The 20,075-nt window shown below is 47.8% G+C and carries 16 protein-coding genes; 11 read left to right on the plus strand and 5 right to left on the minus strand.

The genetic code is table 11. The features are described 5' to 3' along the window. Positions 1-9: 9 nt before the first annotated feature. From ESB13_RS10400 to ESB13_RS10410, 3 genes are all read right to left on the minus strand, one after another. Entirely contained in the window at positions 10-849 is an 840-nt protein-coding gene (locus tag ESB13_RS10400) for a DUF6515 family protein (protein WP_129002912.1), read from the minus strand. Between the two features lie 401 nt (positions 850-1,250). Continuing rightward, positions 1,251-2,402 (minus strand): BamA/TamA family outer membrane protein, encoded by a 1,152-nt coding sequence (locus tag ESB13_RS10405; protein ID WP_129002913.1) that lies wholly within the window; start codon positions 2,400-2,402, stop codon positions 1,251-1,253. Between the two features lie 140 nt (positions 2,403-2,542). Next, positions 2,543-2,854 (minus strand): tetratricopeptide repeat protein, encoded by a 312-nt coding sequence (locus ESB13_RS10410; protein WP_129002914.1) that lies wholly within the window; start codon positions 2,852-2,854, stop codon positions 2,543-2,545. Positions 2,855-2,955: 101 nt separating this feature from the next. On the opposite strand from ESB13_RS10410, the gene ESB13_RS10415 reads away from it, so the two are divergent. The 6 genes from ESB13_RS10415 (at position 2,956) to ESB13_RS10440 (ending at position 9,063) form a co-directional block, all read left to right on the plus strand. Then, a complete protein-coding gene (locus ESB13_RS10415; RefSeq protein ID WP_129002915.1) occupies positions 2,956-3,699 on the plus strand; it encodes an electron transfer flavoprotein subunit beta/FixA family protein in 744 nt (247 codons plus the stop codon). A 41-nt stretch (positions 3,700-3,740) separates the two neighbouring features. Next, positions 3,741-4,700, plus strand: coding sequence for an electron transfer flavoprotein subunit alpha/FixB family protein (locus tag ESB13_RS10420; protein WP_129002916.1), 960 nt, complete (start codon positions 3,741-3,743; stop codon positions 4,698-4,700). A 168-nt stretch (positions 4,701-4,868) separates the two neighbouring features. After that, positions 4,869-7,058 carry a hybrid sensor histidine kinase/response regulator gene (locus ESB13_RS10425; protein ID WP_129002917.1) on the plus strand — a complete coding sequence of 730 codons (2,190 nt, stop codon included), beginning with the start codon at positions 4,869-4,871 and terminating at the stop codon, positions 7,056-7,058. 357 nt (positions 7,059-7,415) lie between these two features. Then, the gene (locus ESB13_RS10430) at positions 7,416-7,880 is read left to right on the plus strand and encodes a hypothetical protein (RefSeq protein ID WP_129002918.1); all 465 of its coding nucleotides are present in this window, start codon (positions 7,416-7,418) and stop codon (positions 7,878-7,880) included. Positions 7,881-8,007: 127 nt separating this feature from the next. Beyond that, on the plus strand, positions 8,008-8,544 hold the full coding sequence (locus tag ESB13_RS10435) for an O-acetyl-ADP-ribose deacetylase (RefSeq protein ID WP_129002919.1): 537 nt from the start codon (positions 8,008-8,010) through the stop codon (positions 8,542-8,544). Positions 8,545-8,565: 21 nt separating this feature from the next. Beyond that, positions 8,566-9,063 carry a GNAT family N-acetyltransferase gene (locus tag ESB13_RS10440; RefSeq protein ID WP_129002920.1) on the plus strand — a complete coding sequence of 166 codons (498 nt, stop codon included), beginning with the start codon at positions 8,566-8,568 and terminating at the stop codon, positions 9,061-9,063. Between the two features lie 72 nt (positions 9,064-9,135). On the opposite strand, the gene ESB13_RS10445 is transcribed toward ESB13_RS10440, so the two are convergent. Then, entirely contained in the window at positions 9,136-9,924 is a 789-nt protein-coding gene (locus ESB13_RS10445; RefSeq protein ID WP_129002921.1) for an SDR family oxidoreductase, read from the minus strand. Between the two features lie 13 nt (positions 9,925-9,937). Further along, positions 9,938-10,438, minus strand: a complete 501-nt coding sequence (locus tag ESB13_RS10450; protein ID WP_129002922.1) for a peptidase associated/transthyretin-like domain-containing protein — start codon at positions 10,436-10,438, stop codon at positions 9,938-9,940. 131 nt (positions 10,439-10,569) lie between these two features. On the opposite strand from ESB13_RS10450, the gene ESB13_RS10455 reads away from it, so the two are divergent. The 5 genes from ESB13_RS10455 (at position 10,570) to ESB13_RS10475 (ending at position 19,958) form a co-directional block, all read left to right on the plus strand. Continuing rightward, positions 10,570-11,178 carry a bifunctional nuclease family protein gene (locus tag ESB13_RS10455; protein ID WP_129002923.1) on the plus strand — a complete coding sequence of 203 codons (609 nt, stop codon included), beginning with the start codon at positions 10,570-10,572 and terminating at the stop codon, positions 11,176-11,178. Further along, positions 11,178-12,023 (plus strand): 4-(cytidine 5'-diphospho)-2-C-methyl-D-erythritol kinase, encoded by an 846-nt coding sequence (ispE, locus tag ESB13_RS10460; protein ID WP_129002924.1) that lies wholly within the window; start codon positions 11,178-11,180, stop codon positions 12,021-12,023. The genes ESB13_RS10455 and ispE overlap by 1 nt, the downstream gene beginning before the upstream one ends. 165 nt (positions 12,024-12,188) lie before the next feature. Next, the gene (gene gltB / locus ESB13_RS10465) at positions 12,189-16,715 is read left to right on the plus strand and encodes a glutamate synthase large subunit (RefSeq protein ID WP_129002925.1); all 4,527 of its coding nucleotides are present in this window, start codon (positions 12,189-12,191) and stop codon (positions 16,713-16,715) included. Positions 16,716-16,784: 69 nt separating this feature from the next. Then, positions 16,785-18,260: a glutamate synthase subunit beta gene (locus ESB13_RS10470; RefSeq protein WP_129002926.1), complete on the plus strand. Its 1,476-nt coding sequence runs from the start codon at positions 16,785-16,787 to the stop codon at positions 18,258-18,260. Between the two features lie 327 nt (positions 18,261-18,587). Then, the gene (locus ESB13_RS10475) at positions 18,588-19,958 is read left to right on the plus strand and encodes an ammonium transporter (protein WP_129002927.1); all 1,371 of its coding nucleotides are present in this window, start codon (positions 18,588-18,590) and stop codon (positions 19,956-19,958) included. The last annotated feature ends 117 nt before the right edge of the window (positions 19,959-20,075 follow it).

The raw sequence follows: 20,075 nt of genomic DNA on the forward strand, positions 1-20,075 counted from the left end.
GGTTGCAGATTAATATTCTGCAACCACTTTATACATGATCTTATTGTCTTTGATCAACTCCTGGTAATATTGATTGGCAGGAGAAACAAAATATTTCTGGTTATTCAGAACCACCGTTTTAGTTCCATCCGGTAACGCCTCTACCACATCCCCAACTTTGGGGAGCGGCGCTGCTGGTGTTGCCTGCGCCGGAGCGGCAGGTGGAACCGCCGTTTGTGGCGCTGGCGCCACAGCTTGCTCTTGTGGCAGGTCCTGCTGCTGAATAGCCGCACTGTCATAAGTCTCTAACCGGCCATTTTTACCCGCGATCTGGTAGCGAACCAGGCCATTATCCTTGATCACCTCGCGATAATAAGTACCGTCCAGCTCATAATACTTCAAGTCATTGATAACCACTACCCTGGCTCCACGCGGAAGGTGAGGTACCTCCGCACCAACAGGCGCATCAACTACTTCATAACCACCATTATACTGCCGGTAGAATACTCCGTTAAAATAGAAATAAGGGAACGCCCCGAACGAAAAAGCCCAATATCCCGGAGGAAGTACACCCACATGAATACCAATGGGAGGCGCTACAACCCGGTAATAACCACCATAAGGCCGGTAATAATATCCATAAGAATAGTAATAAGGCATTCCACCAAACGACAAGGTCACACTGGGACCGCCAATACGGGTATAATGATACCCCCGCACCGGCGCATAATATCCCCTGGGAGCAGGCGTATAAACAGGGCGGTACCCACCCACATGACGCACCCTGGGCTGAGCATTCAAAACTGAAACAACAAGGAGGAACAATACGGTTACCCCAATGGTTTTGCTTATATTTAACAACTTTTTCATGACGAAGCTGTTTAAGAATTACCATCAAATTTGTAAAAAATCCATGCAAATGAAAAGATAAAATAGATCAGCAGGTTTTTTTTGGCGATAAGTCAACGATTCTGGGGTGAATCTCAAATAATTATTAAAGAACGGACGTTTTTAAAGAAAGATACAAGTTATTTTAAGTAAAGCATAACTCGTTTTGACATTATTTTAGAATAGCTCCGATGTATCTTTGTACTACTCCAACCTCTTAAATTCAATTCAAACCAAGCCTGCGTTTTTAAATACAACAGCATTGCCCTGAAAGCAAGCCTGTTAGGCTATTTTCTACGGCGTTAAAGATACTTTTTGCAACCATAGGGTATTTGAACCCCCCATTGGTACGGCCCCTGTTTTCACAGGGGCTTCTTTTTTTATTAAAAGGCCTCTCCTACTTTAAAGTAAAAGCCCGAAGTTTTATCGGTCGATACGGCGTAATCAATACGCACATAGATCCGCTTCGCCTTGTTCACCAATATCCGCAATCCCGCACCACCGGCCAGCTTTATATCGTTGAAATTGAACCCCGCGATCCGGTCCTGAACCTGGCCCATAGAAGCAAAAACAGCCAGGTTTGCCCACCGGTGTACCGGTTTACGATACTCCGCCTGGGCCGCAAGGTATTGATTATCGCGATACCTGCCTGAGAAATAACCTCTCATGATCGTCCCGTTTCCCATTCTCGATTGCTCACGCCACGGTACAGTACCCGAAGTAAGCATCCCATACCCCTGGAAAGCAAGCACACTGCTGTCACGCAAAAGCAGGAACTTTCGCACATCCCCCATATACTCCACATAACCGAAATCGCTGCCAAACGACTTGCTATAACCCGTTACAGCAAGCTCCGCATACCATCCCTGCCGGGCGCTCAACGGGTGGTCGCGTTTGTCAAGTATAAAGGTTGGCCCCACACCCGCCACAAAACTGCCGGTTTCACCAGGTTGCCCCGCCAGCAGGTTCGAATCTTTTATCTCCGTAGATACCCGGTAGGTTTTGCTGAGATTCAGGTTAATACCCGCAAAGATCTTATTCTTTATCTGCCGGGTAAAACTCGTCTGCAGGTACAACCGCGAATAATTCACCTTCTCAAACGCCTTATTACCTACGGTAGCATTGCCAAAACCCCAGATCCTTTCGTTATACCGGATATACCCCATCCGGTTCCTGATGAAGTACTTCTCCCCCGGTGTAAACAACTGGAAATAACCACCCGCTTCCGACTGTCCCCGCGTTGAATAAAGCGCTTCAACATAAGCATAGGAATCGCGTGTTTTAAGCGCAGTATCATTCTTTCTATTGGTATTCAGAAAATACTGAAGGATCACCCCAAACTTAACACCCGTCTCCGGGCTGCTCGACAATACAGGAACAGGAATAACACTGATATTCATATTCACAAGCGAATCAGGATGCAGCTTTCCCAGCCAGTGCCCCTTTGCCGTAGTGGCCGTAGTATCCTGTGCAATTGCGGCGTAAGAGGTTATACAAAATAAAGCCAACCAGGCAGCCACACGGCGTAGTATCATTTCAATCGATTCTTTAAAGTGTTTTATAAATTATCATCTCCGTTATTCACCATCCATCATCAATAATCCCCTCCCCCTCCAATCATCCACCATCTGCCATCCTCTTTATCATCTGTCATCTACCCTCTGCCATCCGCGGCCTATTCATCCACATCCTCATAAGCAGCCTGCAACTCGCCGTAGGCATGCTTATCACCTGCCAGCCGCGCAGCAGCCATCCCTTTCGTATACCATTCCAGCGCCAGTGCCGGCTGCCCCATACGCTCCAGCAGCTTACCCAAATGATAATAACTGCCTACATAATCGGGAAATTCAGAGAGTATATTTTCAAAAAGTCCCCTCGCCTCCTGCTCACGCCCCACCTTCATGTATTCCAATGCCAGCGCGTGTCTCAGGAAATTATCCTTAGGCGTCTTTTCAAGTAACTGATGAATTCTTTCTATTCTGTCCATGTAATAGTCTATTATTCCGGTGCATAAATCGCATCTCGTAAATCGCAATTCCGTCGCGCTCCTTATCTTTACGCAAAGAAAGATCAAAAATTCATTTCAATATGAAGATATTAGTCTGCGTAAGTAAAACGCCTGACACTACGTCGAAGATTGCTTTTAAAGATGGAAACACCCGGTTCGATGAAGCCGGCGTACAGTGGATCATAAACCCCCATGACGAATGGTTCGCACTTGTCCGCGCCATTGAATTGAAGGAAAAAGATCCATCCATTGCCGTACACCTCATCACAGTAGGAGGCCCCGAAGCCGAACCTATCATCCGTAAAGCATTGGCCCTGGGTGGAGATGAAGCCATTCGTATTAATGCCGAAAGCTACGACAGTTATTATACAGCCGCTCAAATCGCAGCAGTAGCAAAGGATGGTGGTTACGACCTGGTATTTACAGGTAAGGAAACCATCGATTTCAACGGCGCATCCGTAGGCGCCATGTTAGCAGAATTATTGGATACTCCCTATATCTCCCTCGCCACTAAATTCGACTTAAACGGAACTACAGCAACCATCAGCCGTGAGATCGAAGGCGGAGAAGAAGTTGCCGAAGTGGCGCTCCCCGTGATAGTAAGCTGTCAGAAAGGTGTGGCAGAACAACGTATCCCCAACATGCGCGGCATCATGGCTGCACGCACCAAACCACTCAAAGTGGTGGAGCCCGCAGCAGCAGAAAACCTCACAGAAATTGTGAGCTTTGAATTACCACCGGCCAAAGCAGGCGTTAAACTCGTCGACGCCGGTAATGTTGCCGAGCTCGTACGCTTATTACACGAAGAAGCTAAAGCCATCTAAGAAAACAAACCATTCAGGAAGTATTCAAAACTATTACGATCATGTCTGTTCTTATATTCATAGACCATGCCGATGGTCACATTAAAAAAGCATCTCTGGAAGCGCTTACCTATGGCGCAGCCGTAGCAAAACAACTGGGCGTGCCCGCAGCAGGTTTACTGCTCGGCACCGTGCAGGACGACCTTGCAGCCTTAGGCAAATATGGCATCAGCACCATTCACCAGGCAAACAATGAGGCCTTCAACCACCTCGATGCCCAGGTCTACAGCAAAGCCATAGCCGAAGCCGTAACCACAACCGGGGCCACCGTGCTTGTCTTTTCACACAACCAAACCGGTAAAGCAGTCGCCCCAAGAGTAGCAGCCCGCTTGAAAGCAGGCGTTGTTACAGGAGCCGTAGCCTTACCCGACACCGCCAGTGGCTTCGTGGTAAAGAAAAGCGTATTCAGTGCAAAAGCATTTGCAAAAGTCAATATCACCTCCGCCATCAAAGTCGTTTCCCTAAACCCCAATAGCTTCAAAATAGAAGCAGGCGAAGGAACTGCAACCATAAACCAGCTTGCAATAACACCCGCTGCCGGTGCTGTTAAAGTAACCGCTGTAAACAAAGTAAGCGGCGAAGTACCTTTAACAGAGGCCGAAGTCATCGTCAGCGGTGGCCGTGGCTTAAAAGGACCCGAAAACTGGGGACTGCTCGAAGACCTCGCCCGTCCATTACACGCCGCACTCGCATGTAGCCGCCCCGTAGCCGACTCCCATTGGCGCCCGCACCATGAACACGTAGGACAAACAGGCGTCCAGGTAGCTCCTAATTTATACATCGCTGTAGGCATCTCAGGTGCCATCCAGCACCTCGCAGGTGTAAATCGCAGTAAAGTCATCGTGGTCATCAACAAAGACCCCGAAGCGCCATTCTTCAAAGCAGCAGACTATGGCATCGTAGGCGACGCCTTCGAGATCCTGCCAAAACTCACCGAAGAAATAAAGAAGATCAAAGGATAAACCACTTATCCTGCCAGGATAAAAAGAGGGTTAACCGCAAGGTTAGCCCTCTTTTTTTACGACATATAGCTTTTTTCACCATTTTTGCACCTGATTTAAGGTATACCCCGCTTCCCGTAAATCACGTATTGGATAGTAATATCCGTCATCCTTCATAAACCCATATCTATGAACCAAAACCCCAGGTCTGGTCAGCGGCACCGTTTGCTGTTGTCTTTCGTGGTATTCGTAGCCCTGCTCGCCGTAGTGGCATTCGTCTCGCGGCAGCTTATCAATCGCAAGGGAAAATTCCTGCTGTCAGTTATTGAAAGTAATAGCGCCGCCGCCGAACAGTCAGGAGAAGTGCTGCTGTTACTGCATCAGGCCGAACAGGCATTTCAATCCGCCGTCCTCTCACATCAGCCCAAACAACTGACCGATTATAAAGTCAGCCTCGAAACAGCCTTCCTTAAAATAGATAGCATACGGCGCCGCGATGCCGATACCAGCTTCATCCTCGATAAACAGGAACGCACCGGCATGCGCGAACTATACCGGCAAAAACTGCTGCTGTCCAACGAGATCTTCGCCCTCAAAAAAAGCTTCGACTCGGTATTGACCGTAGCAACCATCCTCACCGGTGGAGCCACTCAGGCAGGTCTCATCGATTCCGTGGCCAAAGTGTCACGCCAACGTACCGCCGCCGAACTTCAGAAAGAAGATACCGTTCATATCGCCGAAACTGTTGTCACAGAAAAGAAAGGCTTCTTCAAAAAACTCAAGGCAGCTTTTTCAAGCGGACAGGATACCCTGCGCAGCGGCGGCGGCGCCATCATCAATAAACAAACGGAAAAGAACTACCGCGACTCCATCAACCGCACCGTGTTACTCGCCGCCGATGCTTCGTTTCAACAATTGCTAAAAACATTGAGCATACGGCAACGCATGCTGCTCAACTCGCAGGGTAACCTGTTTGCCGCCAACAGGGAGATCATGGGCCATTTAAAACAACTGGTCACACGCCTGCAATCCTATGAAAATTCCCTCTCCGGCAATATCCGGAAAATAGCGCTGAACGAATACCGCTCTACCCGCGTGCTGCTCAACAACATGGCAGCGATCAGCTTGTTACTGGTCTTCCTGTTTGCTATGCTCCTGGTCTTTTATATAAGAAAGATCAAAGCCGCCGACCGCCAGTTACAGCATGAATACGAGCTCGCCACCACGCTGGCACAACAAAAAACCGACCTGCTGGCCACCATGAGCCACGAAATACGCAACCCCCTGAACTCAATTATCGGTTTCCTCCAGGAATTAAAAAAGAGCGGCCTTTCCCCACAGCAGTCCGAAATGCTGTCATCCGTACAACTGTCATCAGATATGTTACTCGGAACGGTTACCAACGCATTGGATATGTCTAAACTCGAAAGCGGTAAATTCCAGTTACAAACCGAGCAGTTCAATGCCTACAATACCATTCGCCAAACAGCAGAATCCATGCGCATCACAGCACATCAGAAAAAACTGTTGCTGAACTATCATTTTACCGGCGACAAAGAACTCAACATCACAGGCGATGGCTTCCGCTTAAAACAAATACTCATCAACCTGCTCAGTAATGCCATCAAGTACACCAATGAAGGCAGTATCACCATAAAAGCCGGCACAAGACAACAACACGACAAGGTCTTCCTCGAAATCAGTATCATCGATACCGGCGTTGGAATAGCAAAAGCACAGCAGGCCCTGTTATTTACGAAATACTACCAGGCATCGTCCAGCAAAGGCACCACAGGCACAGGTCTGGGATTATATATCTGCTACAACCTCATCCAGGCGCAACAGGGAACTATTAAGGTGGAAAGCGAACCCGGACAAGGCACCCATATCAGCTTCGCCATCCCATATACGCCGGTAGCCAAACCAACCTCTCCAAAACAAAACATCCAACTGCATGTAGATATCTCGGTGTTCAGCGGCAAAAGAATACTGGTGGCCGACGACAATGAGTTAAACCTGCGTTTACTGCGCGTCATGATGCAGCATTGGGAAGTGACCTTGCTCCTGGTTAAAAACGGACGCGAAGCCATGCAGCTGCTCGAAAAAGAACGCGTAGACCTCGTCCTTACAGATATGGATATGGCCGAAATGAACGGCAGTGAATTACTGGCAGCCATACGCACCAGTGCTTATGCTGCTTTACCCGTCGTATTATCCACCGCCTACCATTATACCGCAGCAGAAGAAGCAGAACTATACGGCGCGGGCTTTACCGGCATCATTATAAAACCATATAACGAAAGCCTGCTGGCCCAGAAACTGTTCGCCGCCCTGCAAATGACCGAACGGCCTAAAGGAATCAAAACCTCCGGCGAATAAAGACAAGTGTGTTTGCAGCATTAAAAACATACAACAACTTAAAAGTATTAAAGCCTTAAATAAATACAGCTCTCAGGCAGCATTACAAATAACCACGCTGCCTGAGAGTATCAACAACAAGGCAGCACTGCCCAACATCAGCCTTTAGGCCATTACCAGTGAAAAGACTGACAATCAGTTCAGCTAAAGCAATCTTTATGGTGCAGCAATTGACAACACTGCTCCCAAAAAACGCAGCGCTTTGCAGCTGATTTTAGCGGTTTGATAGCTCAAAAAAGAAGGTATATCGCAAACAACGGGTCGTTATAAACAGGTGGCACCCGGTTTGAAATTGTTGTAGTATAAAACAACAACAATATGAAAAAGTTAATCGTTCTTTCCGTTGTAGCCATTAGTAGTCTGATCTACAGTAGCGCTCAGGCACAGGTGAGATTCAGTGTTAACATTAACATAGGAAATCAGCCTGCATGGGTAAACAATAATAACGCAGCAGATTACTATTACATGCCCGACATTGAATGTTATTATTCCGTTCCCGGGCGCGTATATATCTTCCGTGAAGGTAACTCCTGGAGAAGGTCGGCATCATTACCACCTGCCTACCGTAACTACGATTTCCGGAACAAACGGATGATCAGCATTAAAGGACAAGACAAACCCTACCTGCACCACGAACAGAACAGGCGCGAATATGCACAGGCCGGCAACCGTTATCAGCAAGCCCCTTTCAACAACACGCACGATAATCATAACGACCGCTTCGATAACAGAAGAGGAAACGATAATGGCAGAGGCCACGACAACAGGCGTCCCGGCAAATAAATAAGTACAGGCATTAAAAATAAAAGCGCCTCCATAAAGCCAAACACTTTACAGGAGGCGCTTTTTTGTCTACCTTGGAAAACCACTTGTAATTACACTAAATTGCCGCAAAGGCAAACCAAAGGCCATGTCAGATAATAGAATTGAATTGATCCGGGGCGATATCACGCGCATAGTAACCGACGCAATCGTAAACGCCGCCAACAGCTCATTGCTGGGTGGAGGAGGGGTCGATGGCGCCATCCATAAAGCCGGTGGCCCCGCTATCCTCGAAGCCTGCGTTGCAATAAGAAACAAACAAGGCGGCTGCAAAACCGGCGAAGCAGTCATTACCACAGCCGGCAACCTGCCCGCACGTTATGTCATCCATACGGTAGGCCCTGTATGGAATAACGGCAAAAAAAATGAAGCAGAACTGCTTGCTGCCTGTTATAACAACAGCCTCACCTTAGCCGTAAAAAATGGAATAAAAACCATCAGCTTTCCCAATATCAGCACAGGCATCTATCACTTTCCAAAACAACAGGCTGCCGCCATTGCCGTGAAAGCCGTTACTGCTTTCCTGGCAAACACAACACAAATAGAAAAAGTTATCTTTGTTTGCTTCGACGAGGAGAACTACGCGCTTTACAACCAGCTGCTACAACAAGGAACCGCTTCCTGAGAACGAACGAATCAAAGAATTATGTCATTAAAATATCGCATAGCAACACAAACCGACTTACCCAAAATTGTAGAGATCTATAACACAACCATTGCCTCCCGTGTCGTTACCGCCGATACAACACCGGTAACAGTCAACGACAGACAACGCTGGTTCGAAGAACACAAGGGAAACCGCCCCTTATGGATGGTAGAAACAGAAGAAGGCGCCATCGTCGGCTGGCTGAGCTTCCAGTCGTTCTATGGACGTCCCGCTTATAATGCTACAGTAGAAATAAGTATTTACCTCGACCCCGCTTTCAGAGGCAAAGGCTATGGCAGGGAAGTGCTGCAATATGCAATGGACGCAGCCCCTGAACTAAAGATCAAAACCTTACTGGGATTCATTTTTGCTCATAACATACCAAGCCTGCAACTCTTCAAAAGTTACGGCTTCCGGGAATGGGCAAACCTCCCCAACATAGCCGAACTCGATGGCATAGAACGCAGTTTGATGATCCTCGGCAAACGCATTGACTGATCACTGCGCAACAGCCCATCATCCCCCCGGGGCCAGCCTGATAATACGCCGGTCCCCGGGTAACAAGTCCGCTTAAAGACTCCCGGTCCTCCCCCCGTCCACAGGCAGGTTTATACCATTGATATACCCCGCCGCAGGCGTACAAAGAAAGGCCACTGCAGCAGCCAGGTCTTCAGGCTCGCCCAGCCGGCCGGCAGGAATAGTAGCTTCCATTTTACCAACAATATCTTCAACAGGTACCCCTGCAGCGCTGGCTTGTTTACCAAAAAGAAAATCGAGACGGTCGGTTTTGGTATAACCCGGCAACACATTGTTGACAGTAATGCCGTCAGCAGCAATTTCGTTGGCAAGGGTCTTGGCCCAGCTGGCCACCGCCGCCCGTACGGTATTCGAGATCCCTAACCCTGCTATCGGCTGTTTTACAGAAGTAGAAGTAATGTTAACAATACGCCCGAACTGCGCACGCTTCATTCCCGGTAACAATGTTTGCACCAGCAGATGAGCAGTGATAACCTGCGCCCTGAAAGCCTTCTCCAGCTCCAGTACATCAGTTTCAATAAGCAGTCCCGAAGGCGGGCCGCCGGTATTATTCACCAGTATCTCTATCTCCTGCCCCTTATCAAGTAAAGCCTTCACTTTTTGCTGCAACAACTGCGGCTCATTGGCGTCGGCCACAATATAACTATGCTGCTGCTGCCGGCTTGCGTCAAGCCCGGCAACAACCTGCTTCAGCTTTTCTTCATTACGGGCTAAAACAATCACATTTGCTCCAAGTAAAGCCAGTTCCGCAGCCACTGCGGCCCCCAGTCCCTGCGAGGCGCCGCCAACCAGGGCTGTTCTCTTGCTAAGGTTTGTATTCATGATCTAAAGTTAATTAACGAAGCCGCACCATAGCCTCACGCTCCGAAGGTGTAACCTCCGAAAGTAATTTCACATGCAACGCAACTTCCGTCCCCTGCTTTGTCCCCGACTTTTCAAGGTTCGCTACAAAATAATCCTGGTCAATCTTCCACATGGCGCCCGTAAGAGGATCTACCACAAGAAACCCAATAATACCGCCAAATAAAAGGTTGCCGAAATACCAGCCCTTTAAACTGAATTTAACGGGAATGACCTGCGTTTCATACCCTTCCTTCGAAACCTTGATCTTATAACTGCTGCGCGCAAAATAACCACGCCCCGCCTTTAGCTTAACCGCCATAGGACTTTTACCCGTGAACAAAGGAATATCATGTTCATCAACAATTACCACCGACGCTTTATCCGGATCGGTAGAAACAGAAACAGGATAGTTCGATTTACTTACAATAGTGGCGCAGCCATAGAAGCAGCATACTAAAATGGCAGCCGGAACAACATAAAACAGCTTTTTCATGATTCTTGGAGTATTAAGGTTGAATTTGGTAAAAACGAATTTATGGATCAAAATTTGGAATTCACCTATTAGTTTCAAAGCAGCGAAATCTTTACATTTGCCAGAATTTAACATTTGCCGGACACCAGGACATGAAGAAAATAGAATTGGAAATAGTAGCCTTATCGCACAGTATTACCCAAACCCACTCCTACGCAGTGGTATTGGGTGAAGTCAATGGTTTGAGAAGGCTGCCTATCGTAATTGGTGGTTTTGAAGCACAGGCCATTGCTGTAGCGCTGGAGCATATGCATCCCAGCAGGCCCCTTACGCACGATCTCATGAAGAATTTCATGAACGCTTTCAATGTAGAATTAATGGAAATCGTGATCAACGATCTCCAGGAAGGCATCTTTTTCTCCAAACTGGTATGCGTAAGCGAACACGACACTGTTGAGATCGACAGCCGCACCAGCGATGCACTCGCATTGGCAGTCCGTTTCGGATGCCCCATTTACACCTACGATAATATCCTGGAAAGCGCAGGCATCTTAATGGAAGATACCGGCAAAAAGAAAAAAACGGAACTGGAAGTAGAAGAACCAGTGGCCGCCGCCGGATCAACAGGCAGCGCTGCCCCACGCGAAGACCTCAGCAACATGTCGCTCGAAGAACTCCAGACCCTTCTTACAGAAGTGCTGGAACAGGAAGACTATATCCGCGCCATCGCCATAAGGGACGAGTTGAATAAAAGAAAATAATGATTCTTTTCCCCAACTGTAAAATAAACCTGGGTTTAAGTATCCTGCGCAAACGCGCCGACGGTTATCACGACCTGGAAACGGTATTTTATCCCATCCCGCTCCACGATGCGCTGGAGATCAATCCTCGAAGAACCAACCACTCCAATATACCGGAACAGCAGCTTCCGGAACTTACCGTTACAGGATTATCCGTAGCAGGTGAAGCAAATGACAATTTATGCGTAAAAGCCTGGCAACTGCTTAAAGCCGATTATCCAAACCTTCCTGCTGTTAATATTCACCTGCACAAGGCCATCCCCATGGGGGCAGGCCTGGGCGGCGGCAGCGCCGATGGCGCCTACACCCTCCTGCTGCTCAACAAACAGTTCAAACTTAATCTAACCCGCGACCAGCTCCTTCACTACGCCCTGCAACTGGGAAGCGATTGCCCTTTTTTTATCTATAACCAGCCCTGCCTCGGCCTCGGACGCGGCGAAATCCTGCAACCGGTTACGGTAGATTTGTCCGCCTACAAAATAATTATTGTAAATCCACGTATCCATATAAATACGGGATGGGCATTTCATCAGCTTACACCGGCCGAACCGGAACACAGGATCGCCGATATCATTGCACAGCCCATAGATACATGGAAAAAATATCTAATTAACGATTTTGAAGAACCCGTTCTGCAAAATCACCCTGAATTGAGGGAAATAAAAGATAAATTTTACGAGTCTGGGGCCATTTACGCCGCAATGTCCGGATCAGGAAGCAGTTTTTTCGGAATCTTTGAATGTAACAACGCTTTAAATTTTACATTTCCTGACCGCTATTTTTTCAAAGAATTGCAAAAAACCTAACGGTTGTTTGGCAATCATCCATCCAAAAAACGACTTCATTGAATTTTTTCTAAAACAATTGAAAAAGAAATAAAAAATTTCAATTGTGCAATTCACCCCTTTTTATTAATTTTAGGCTACGCGATTGTCAGCTTTTTTTTCCACCAATTAACATTCGATTGTATTATGCCTGTACAAAACAGACATGAGGGGCTTTACGACCCATCCTTTGAGCATGACGCATGTGGTATCGGTTTTGTTGCCAATATTAAAGGAAACAAATCGCACCAGATTATCTCCGATGCACTGACGGTGCTGGAAAACATGGAGCACAGGGGCGCCTGTGGTTGTGAAAACAATACAGGTGACGGAGCTGGCATTATGATCCAGATGCCCCATGAATTCTTCTTCGACGAATGTATTAAACTAGGTGTCCATCTGCCCGCTTATGGGAAATATGCAGTTGGCGTGTTGTTTTTTCCTAAAGAAATACGTTTAAGAGAAGAATGCCGCGAGATCTTTAACCGCTCCGCAGAAAAGTTAGGACTGGAATTACTGGCCTACCGGAAGGTACCCGTAAACACAAGCGACATCGGCGCTACCGCCCTATCGGTAGAACCTGAGATCGAGCATGTATTTATTGCCTGCCCCGACCACATCAGCAATCCCGAAGATTTTGAACGTAAGTTGTTCGTATTGCGGAACTACGCCAGCCATACCATTAACAACACCGTTAAAAAAGATCCTATCGGATTCTATGTAGCATCCCTGTCCTATAAAACAGTGGTCTACAAAGGACAACTTACCAGCGGTCAGGTACGGAACTACTTCAACGACCTCAGCAACAAACGTGTAGTATCGGCCTTCGGCCTGGTACACTCCCGTTTCGCTACCAACACGTTCCCCTCCTGGAAACTGGCACAGCCTTTCCGCTACATTGCGCACAACGGAGAGATCAACACACTGCAAGGCAACCTCAACTGGCTTAAAACCAGCGAAAACGGGTTCACCTCCCCCTTCTTCTCCAAAGAAGAAATGGATATGGTACTACCCATTGTCATGAGCGAACAATCCGACTCCGCCTGCCTCGACAATATGATCGAGCTGCTGACGCTTACCGGACGCTCTCTGCCGCATGTAATGATGATGCTCATACCCGAAGCCTGGGATGGCAACGAACACATGGATGCCACTAAAAAAGCATTCTATGAGTACCACGCCACCATGATGGAACCCTGGGACGGACCAGCGTCTATCTCGTTTACCAATGGCAAGATGATCGGCGCTACTTTAGACAGGAACGGCTTACGCCCATCCCGCTACTGTGTTACCAACGACGATCGCGTGATCATGGCATCAGAAACAGGCGCCCTCCCCGTAGACCCCGCTACCATCATCGAAAACGGCCGCTTACAGCCAGGCAAAATGTTCGTGGTAGACATGGAACAGGGACGTATCATCAGCGATACCGAATTAAAACAAACCATCTGCAGCCAGAAACCTTACGCAGAATGGCTCAACAAATACAAGATCAGGCTCGAAGAGCTACCCGAACCACGTGTGCTCTTCACCCACCTCGAATCTGACCAGATCTTTAAATACCAGAAAGCCTTCGGTTATTCCACAGAAGACCTCGATACCATCATCGCACCAATGGCGGTAGATGGCAAAGAACCCATCGGCTCCATGGGCACCGATGCCCCGCTGGCAGTATTGAGCGACCAGCCACAGCATTTAAGCCATTATTTCAAACAACTGTTTGCACAGGTGACCAACCCGCCTATCGACCCCATCAGGGAACGTATGGTAATGTCGCTGGCCACCTTCGTAGGTAATAACGGCAACCTGCTGGTAGAAGACCCGCTGACCTGCCACTCCGTGGTATTGAAACACCCCGTTTTAAACAACCACGAATTAGAGAAACTGAGAAGCATTGATACCGGCATTTTCCAGGCCAAAACGTTACAGACATACTTCCGCGCAAACGGGAAACCAGGAGCGCTGAAAGCAGGCATAGAACGCCTCTGCCGTTACGCCGTAGACGCCGTTAATGACGGATTTGAAGTGATCATCCTGTCCGACAGGGCGATCGATAGCGACCACGCGCCTATTCCAATGCTGCTCGCCGTATCAGCCGTACACCACCACCTCATCCGCAAAGGCCTGCGCAGCCAGATTGGCATCGTAGTGGAAGCAGGAGACGTTTGGGAGGTACATCACTTCGCATGCCTTATCGGTTTTGGCGCAACAGCCATCAACCCTTATCTCGCATTATCTTCTATCAGGGACATGCAGCTCAGCGGTAAACTTCAAACCACGCTCGATCATGAACAACTGAAGAAAAACTATATCAAAGCCGTTTGCGAAGGCCTGCTGAAAGTGTTCTCCAAAATGGGGATCTCTACCCTGCAATCGTACCAGGGAGCGCAGATCTTCGAGATCATAGGCATCAACAGGGAAGTAGTAGACAAATATTTCACCAACGCCACCTCACGTATCGAAGGACTTGGCCTGGATGAAATTGCACGCGAAACCCTCGCCAAACATAACCTGGCGTTCAGCCGTACCGAAATCCCGGTAGACCGTTTGCCCGTAGGCGGCTTGTATCAATGGAAACGCAAAGGCGAATTCCACCTGTTCAACCCGCAAACCATCCACCTGCTGCAACACGCTACTAAAACAGGTGACTATACCACGTTTAAAAAGTACACCAAACTGGTTAATGACCAGAGCGAAAGAGCAGCAACCTTACGCAGCCTGTTCCAGTTTAAAAGAACAAGGCCTTCTATTTCAATCGACGAAGTAGAACCTGCAGAAGGTATTTATAAACGCTTCGCTACCGGCGCCATGAGCTTTGGTTCCATATCATGGGAAGCACATACCACCCTGGCGATAGCAATGAACCGCCTCGGAGGCAAAAGCAATACCGGCGAAGGCGGTGAAGATGAACAACGTTACAACCTGTTGCCCAACGGCGACTCTATGCGTTCTGCCATCAAGCAGGTAGCATCCGCACGTTTCGGCGTAACAAGCCAGTACCTCACCGAAGCAGACGAACTGCAGATCAAAATGGCGCAGGGAGCCAAGCCCGGTGAAGGTGGTCAGCTGCCCGGCCATAAAGTGGATGACTGGATCGGTAAAACACGTCACTCTACTCCCGGCGTAGGTCTTATCTCTCCGCCGCCACACCACGATATTTACTCTATCGAAGACCTGGCACAGCTGATCTTCGACCTCAAGAATGCAAACCGCGCAGCACGCATCAACGTGAAACTGGTAAGTAAAGCAGGTGTAGGCACAATCGCGGCAGGTGTGGCAAAAGCCAAAGCCGATGTTATCCTCATCGCAGGTCACGATGGCGGTACCGGCGCCTCGCCCATCAGCTCCATCAAACACGCCGGTCTGCCTTGGGAACTCGGTCTTGCCGAAACCCATCAAACACTGGTAAGAAACAAACTCCGTAGCCGCGTGGTAGTGCAGGCCGATGGCCAGATGAAAACCGGCCGCGACATAGCCATCGCAGCCTTACTGGGTGCCGAAGAATGGGGCGTAGCTACAGCGGCCCTGGTAGTAGAAGGTTGTATCATGATGCGTAAGTGCCACCTGAATACCTGCCCCGTAGGCGTTGCCACCCAGGACCCGGAATTACGCAGCAGGTTTAGCGGCGATCCCGAACACGTGATCAACTTCTTCAAATTCATAGTGCAGGAATTACGTGAGATCATGGCGGAACTGGGCTACAAAACAGTGAACGAAATGGTAGGCCAGGTAGAAAACCTCGAAATGCGTGATAATATCACCCACTGGAAGACCAGCAAGATCAACCTGTCACCCGTTCTTTATAAAGAACCGGCTTCCGAATATACCGGCCTCTACAACCAGGAATCACAGGATCATGGCATCGCCGATGTACTCGACTGGAAACTCCTCGAAGCAGCAAAACCCGCACTTGAGAAGAAAGAAAAAGTGACTGCATCTTTCAATATCAGGAATACAGACCGCACAATAGGCACGATATTATCGAACGAGATCACCAAACGCTACAAAGCCGAAGGTTTACCCGATACTACCATCCACTTCAAGTACACAGGTACTGCCGGTCAAAGCTTTGCAGCTTTCAATACCAAAGGCATTACACACGAACTCGAGGGCGACGCCAACGACTACTTTGGCAAAGGCTTGAGCGGATCTAAACTGATCGTTTATCCTTCTAAAAAAGCTTCTTTCAAACCCGAAGACAATATCATCATTGGTAACACAGCATTTTACGGTGCAACCAGCGGCGAAGCATATATCCGCGGTAAAGCGGGTGAACGCTTTTGTGTAAGGAACTCGGGCGCTAAAGTGGTAGTGGAAGGCGTAGGCGATCACGGCTGCGAATACATGACAGGCGGCGTTGCCGTAGTGTTAGGCCCCACAGGAAGAAACTTTGGAGCCGGCATGAGCGGCGGTATCGCTTTTGTATACGACGTAACAGGCAACTTCGCTTCGCTGTGTAATACTGAAATGGTAGATCTCGATCCGCTCGATCACGAAGACGCAGCATTGCTGAAACAAATGATCACACAGCACTATAACACAACCGGAAGTACAGTAGCGAAATTCGTGCTCGACGACTTCGAAAGTCAGTTACACCATTTCCTGAAAGTATTCCCGAGAGACTACAAAGCTGTATTGCAGACACAGAAAACCAAAACTGAAATTCAAAAGTAAGCTATAGGTACAAGCCATGCTTTCAAGCACCTTTCACCTTTTACTTTATACTTTTTAATAAAGAAAAACATGGGTAAACCAACCGGTTTTTTAGAATTTACCAGGGAGCTGCCGTCCAAAACTGCTGCGGCAGACCGTGTGAAGAATTATGGAGAATTTGTTCAGCGCTTCAGCAATGAAAAACTGAATGAACAGGCAGCCCGTTGTATGAACTGCGGCGTACCTTTTTGTCATAGCGGTTGCCCTTTAGGCAACGTCATCCCTGAGTTTAATGATGCCGTGTATCGCAAAAGCTGGAAAGAAGCTTACGAGATACTTAGCTCTACAAATAATTTCCCTGAATTCACAGGACGTATCTGCCCTGCCCCTTGCGAAAGCGCTTGTGTACTGGGTATTAACCAACCACCCATCACCATCGAGGAAATAGAAAAGCATATCATAGAAATTGCTTTTGAAAACGGACTGGTTAAACCACGCAAACCCAACGTTCGCACCGGCAAGAAGATAGCAGTAGTAGGCTCAGGCCCTGCAGGACTTGCAGCAGCAGCACAATTAAACTATGCAGGTCATAACGTCACCGTATTCGAACGCGACAACAAACCAGGTGGCCTGCTGCGCTACGGTATCCCCGATTTCAAATTGGAGAAAACAGTGATCGACAGGCGTATCGGCTTAATGGAAGAAGAAGGCATCATCTTCAACTGCAACGCCAATGTGGGCGTAAACATCAGTGTAAACGACCTGTTACGCGAATACCATGCAATAGTACTGGCAGGCGGATCTACTGTTCCCAGAGACCTTCCTGCTACAGGCCGCGCCCTCAAAGGCGTTCACTTCGCTATGGATTTCCTGAAACAACAGAACCAGCGTGTTGCCGGCGAGCCGATCACTGTAGAAGAAATAAAAGCAACAGGTAAAAATGTGATCGTGATAGGCGGTGGCGACACCGGCAGCGATTGTGTAGGTACATCAAACAGACATGGCGCCGCTTCCGTAACGCAATTTGAGTTGTTACCAAAACCATCCGCTACACGTACACCTTTCATGCCCTGGCCTACCTACCCGATGATCCTGAAAGTATCCTCTTCACACGAAGAAGGCTGCGAACGTCATTGGGCTATTGCTACCAAAGCGTTTGTAGGTAACGACAAAGGCGAATTAACTGCTTTGAAAGTGGTAGACCTCGAATGGAAGATCGCCGAAGACGGCCGCCCCGCACAGTTTGTTGAAATAGCAGGAAGCGAGCGTACATTACCTTGCGAACTGGCCTTGCTGGCAATGGGCTTCGTTCATGCACAGCACGAAGGAATGATCAAACAACTGGGAGTAGATACCGACGACCGTGGCAATGTAAAAGCCGGCGAACGGGAGTTCCAAACCAATATCAACAAAATATTCGCCTGTGGCGATATGCGCCGCGGACAATCTCTCGTAGTTTGGGCCATCAGCGAAGGCCGCGAATGCGCCAGAAAGGTCGATGAATTTCTAATGGGAACTTCCCTCCTCGAAACCAAAGACGCATCACTCTTACAGGCAGTCTTATAGAATCCGGAGTTTACCCCGAATTAAAAAACTACCAGAAACCATCACGAAAGTGATGGTTTTTTTATTTATCGCCTACAACAAAGCCAGAAATAAATTAAGATAATTTATAATTTATTTTATTCATCAAAACAGCCATTCTTATAGATAAAATTGAAAATTCTGAACTTACAGATTTACACTCAATTTTATGCCTCAAACAGCTGTGTATTAAATACATATACTATCATATAATACAAAATAATATTTAAAAAATACTTTAGTATATCTCTAAATAATCGTATTTTTATTTAAACGACATCATATTTATTTAAAACTAATCTAACACTTATGAGTAGAGTTACTGCGAAGAGGGTACTTCCCTTTTTACTACTTGCGGCAGTTGCGGTTATTTCGATTTTCATCCCATCCGTAGCCATGTTCGACGATGGTAAATACAGTGCAGCGGATATGACCTTTATTTTGGTAGCTGCTGCCCTGGTATTTTTGATGACACCTGGTCTGGCATTTTTCTATGGCGGTATGGTTCACCGTAAAAACGTGATTTCCACCATGATGAAAAGCCTCGTGGCTGCCGGCGTCATCAGTGTTTTATGGGTTGTAGTAGGGTTTAGCCTTTGTTTCGGTGACTCTATCGGTGGTTTCATAGGCAATCCTACCACTTTCCTGTTCTTTAAGAACGTTGTATCCAGCGTTCCCCAATTACAGGGTGCATCTGCTCCGTTGACTATTCCATTGCTGCTTTTTGCCGTTTTCCAGCTGATGTTTGCCATCATCACTCCCGGTCTGGTAGTAGGTGCAGTTGCAGAAAGAATTCGCTTTACAGCCTATGTATTGTTCATCGTACTGTTTGGCCTGCTCGTATATGCGCCTCTGGCACACTGGACATGGCATCCTAACGGCTTCCTGTTTAAAATGGGTGTACTTGACTTTGCAGGTGGCACTGTAGTACATATCTCTGCCGGTTGTGCAGCTTTGGCTGGCGCACTGGTATTAAAACGCAGAAAATCGCATATCGAACAAAAAGAAATTCCACCAGCTAACGTGCCTTACGTGCTCATTGGCACCGGCTTATTATGGTTTGGCTGGTTTGGTTTCAACGCAGGCTCTGCTTTAGCTGCTGGTCCCCTGGCTATTTCTGCCTTCGCTACTACCAATACAGCCGCAGGCGCTGCAGGTTTGTCCTGGATGTTCTTCGACGTAATGCGTGGTAAAAAACCTTCTGCCCTCGGCTTCTGTATCGGTGCTGTTGTAGGCCTGGTAGCCATTACGCCCGCAGCTGGTTTCGTAGCTATCCCACAAAGTATATTTATCGGCGTATTTGCTGCCATCGTATCTAACCTGGCAGTATATTATAAACAAAAATCAACACTCGACGACACGCTCGACGTATTTCCCTGCCACGGCATTGGTGGTATGGTAGGTATGCTCATGACAGGTGTATTTGCTACTAAATCAGTGAACGGAGCCGGAGCCGATGGCCTTTTATACGGCAACCCCAGTTTCTTCTTCATCCAGTTGAAAGCAATGCTGATCGTAGTAGCTTACAGCTTCACCGTATCATTTGCCATCTTTAAATTCATCAGTTTAGTGCTGCCTTTACGTGTTACTTCTGAAGAAGAAGAACTGGGTCTCGATACCACACAGCACAACGAAGAATATGCAGGTCAGTTACATGCATCAACTGCTGTACCTGCCTAGCGGTATATCCTGCCGGTATACAACACAAGCAATCAAAACTAACTTTCTTCTTTTTTCACATTAACCAAATCAACACAGACTAACCAATTTAACGAAACGAAAACTCAAAGACACTAA

Source organism: Filimonas effusa (genome assembly GCF_004118675.1).
In the GTDB taxonomy this organism is placed as follows: Bacteria; Bacteroidota; Bacteroidia; order Chitinophagales; family Chitinophagaceae; genus Filimonas; species Filimonas effusa.

Excerpts from the sequence above, each read along its gene's own strand:
- ESB13_RS10400 (WP_129002912.1), bottom strand. The coding sequence starts at position 849 with ATGAAAAAGTTGTTAAATATAAGCAAAACCATTGGGGTAACCGTATTG.
- ESB13_RS10405 (WP_129002913.1), bottom strand. The coding sequence starts at position 2,402 with ATGATACTACGCCGTGTGGCTGCCTGGTTGGCTTTATTTTGTATAACC.
- ESB13_RS10410 (WP_129002914.1), bottom strand. The coding sequence starts at position 2,854 with ATGGACAGAATAGAAAGAATTCATCAGTTACTTGAAAAGACGCCTAAG.
- ESB13_RS10415 (WP_129002915.1), top strand. The coding sequence starts at position 2,956 with ATGAAGATATTAGTCTGCGTAAGTAAAACGCCTGACACTACGTCGAAG.
- ESB13_RS10420 (WP_129002916.1), top strand. The coding sequence starts at position 3,741 with ATGTCTGTTCTTATATTCATAGACCATGCCGATGGTCACATTAAAAAA.
- ESB13_RS10425 (WP_129002917.1), top strand. The coding sequence starts at position 4,869 with ATGAACCAAAACCCCAGGTCTGGTCAGCGGCACCGTTTGCTGTTGTCT.
- ESB13_RS10430 (WP_129002918.1), top strand. The coding sequence starts at position 7,416 with ATGAAAAAGTTAATCGTTCTTTCCGTTGTAGCCATTAGTAGTCTGATC.
- ESB13_RS10435 (WP_129002919.1), top strand. The coding sequence starts at position 8,008 with ATGTCAGATAATAGAATTGAATTGATCCGGGGCGATATCACGCGCATA.
- ESB13_RS10440 (WP_129002920.1), top strand. The coding sequence starts at position 8,566 with ATGTCATTAAAATATCGCATAGCAACACAAACCGACTTACCCAAAATT.
- ESB13_RS10445 (WP_129002921.1), bottom strand. The coding sequence starts at position 9,924 with ATGAATACAAACCTTAGCAAGAGAACAGCCCTGGTTGGCGGCGCCTCG.
- ESB13_RS10450 (WP_129002922.1), bottom strand. The coding sequence starts at position 10,438 with ATGAAAAAGCTGTTTTATGTTGTTCCGGCTGCCATTTTAGTATGCTGC.
- ESB13_RS10455 (WP_129002923.1), top strand. The coding sequence starts at position 10,570 with ATGAAGAAAATAGAATTGGAAATAGTAGCCTTATCGCACAGTATTACC.
- ispE (WP_129002924.1), top strand. The coding sequence starts at position 11,178 with ATGATTCTTTTCCCCAACTGTAAAATAAACCTGGGTTTAAGTATCCTG.
- gltB (WP_129002925.1), top strand. The coding sequence starts at position 12,189 with ATGCCTGTACAAAACAGACATGAGGGGCTTTACGACCCATCCTTTGAG.
- ESB13_RS10470 (WP_129002926.1), top strand. The coding sequence starts at position 16,785 with ATGGGTAAACCAACCGGTTTTTTAGAATTTACCAGGGAGCTGCCGTCC.
- ESB13_RS10475 (WP_129002927.1), top strand. The coding sequence starts at position 18,588 with ATGAGTAGAGTTACTGCGAAGAGGGTACTTCCCTTTTTACTACTTGCG.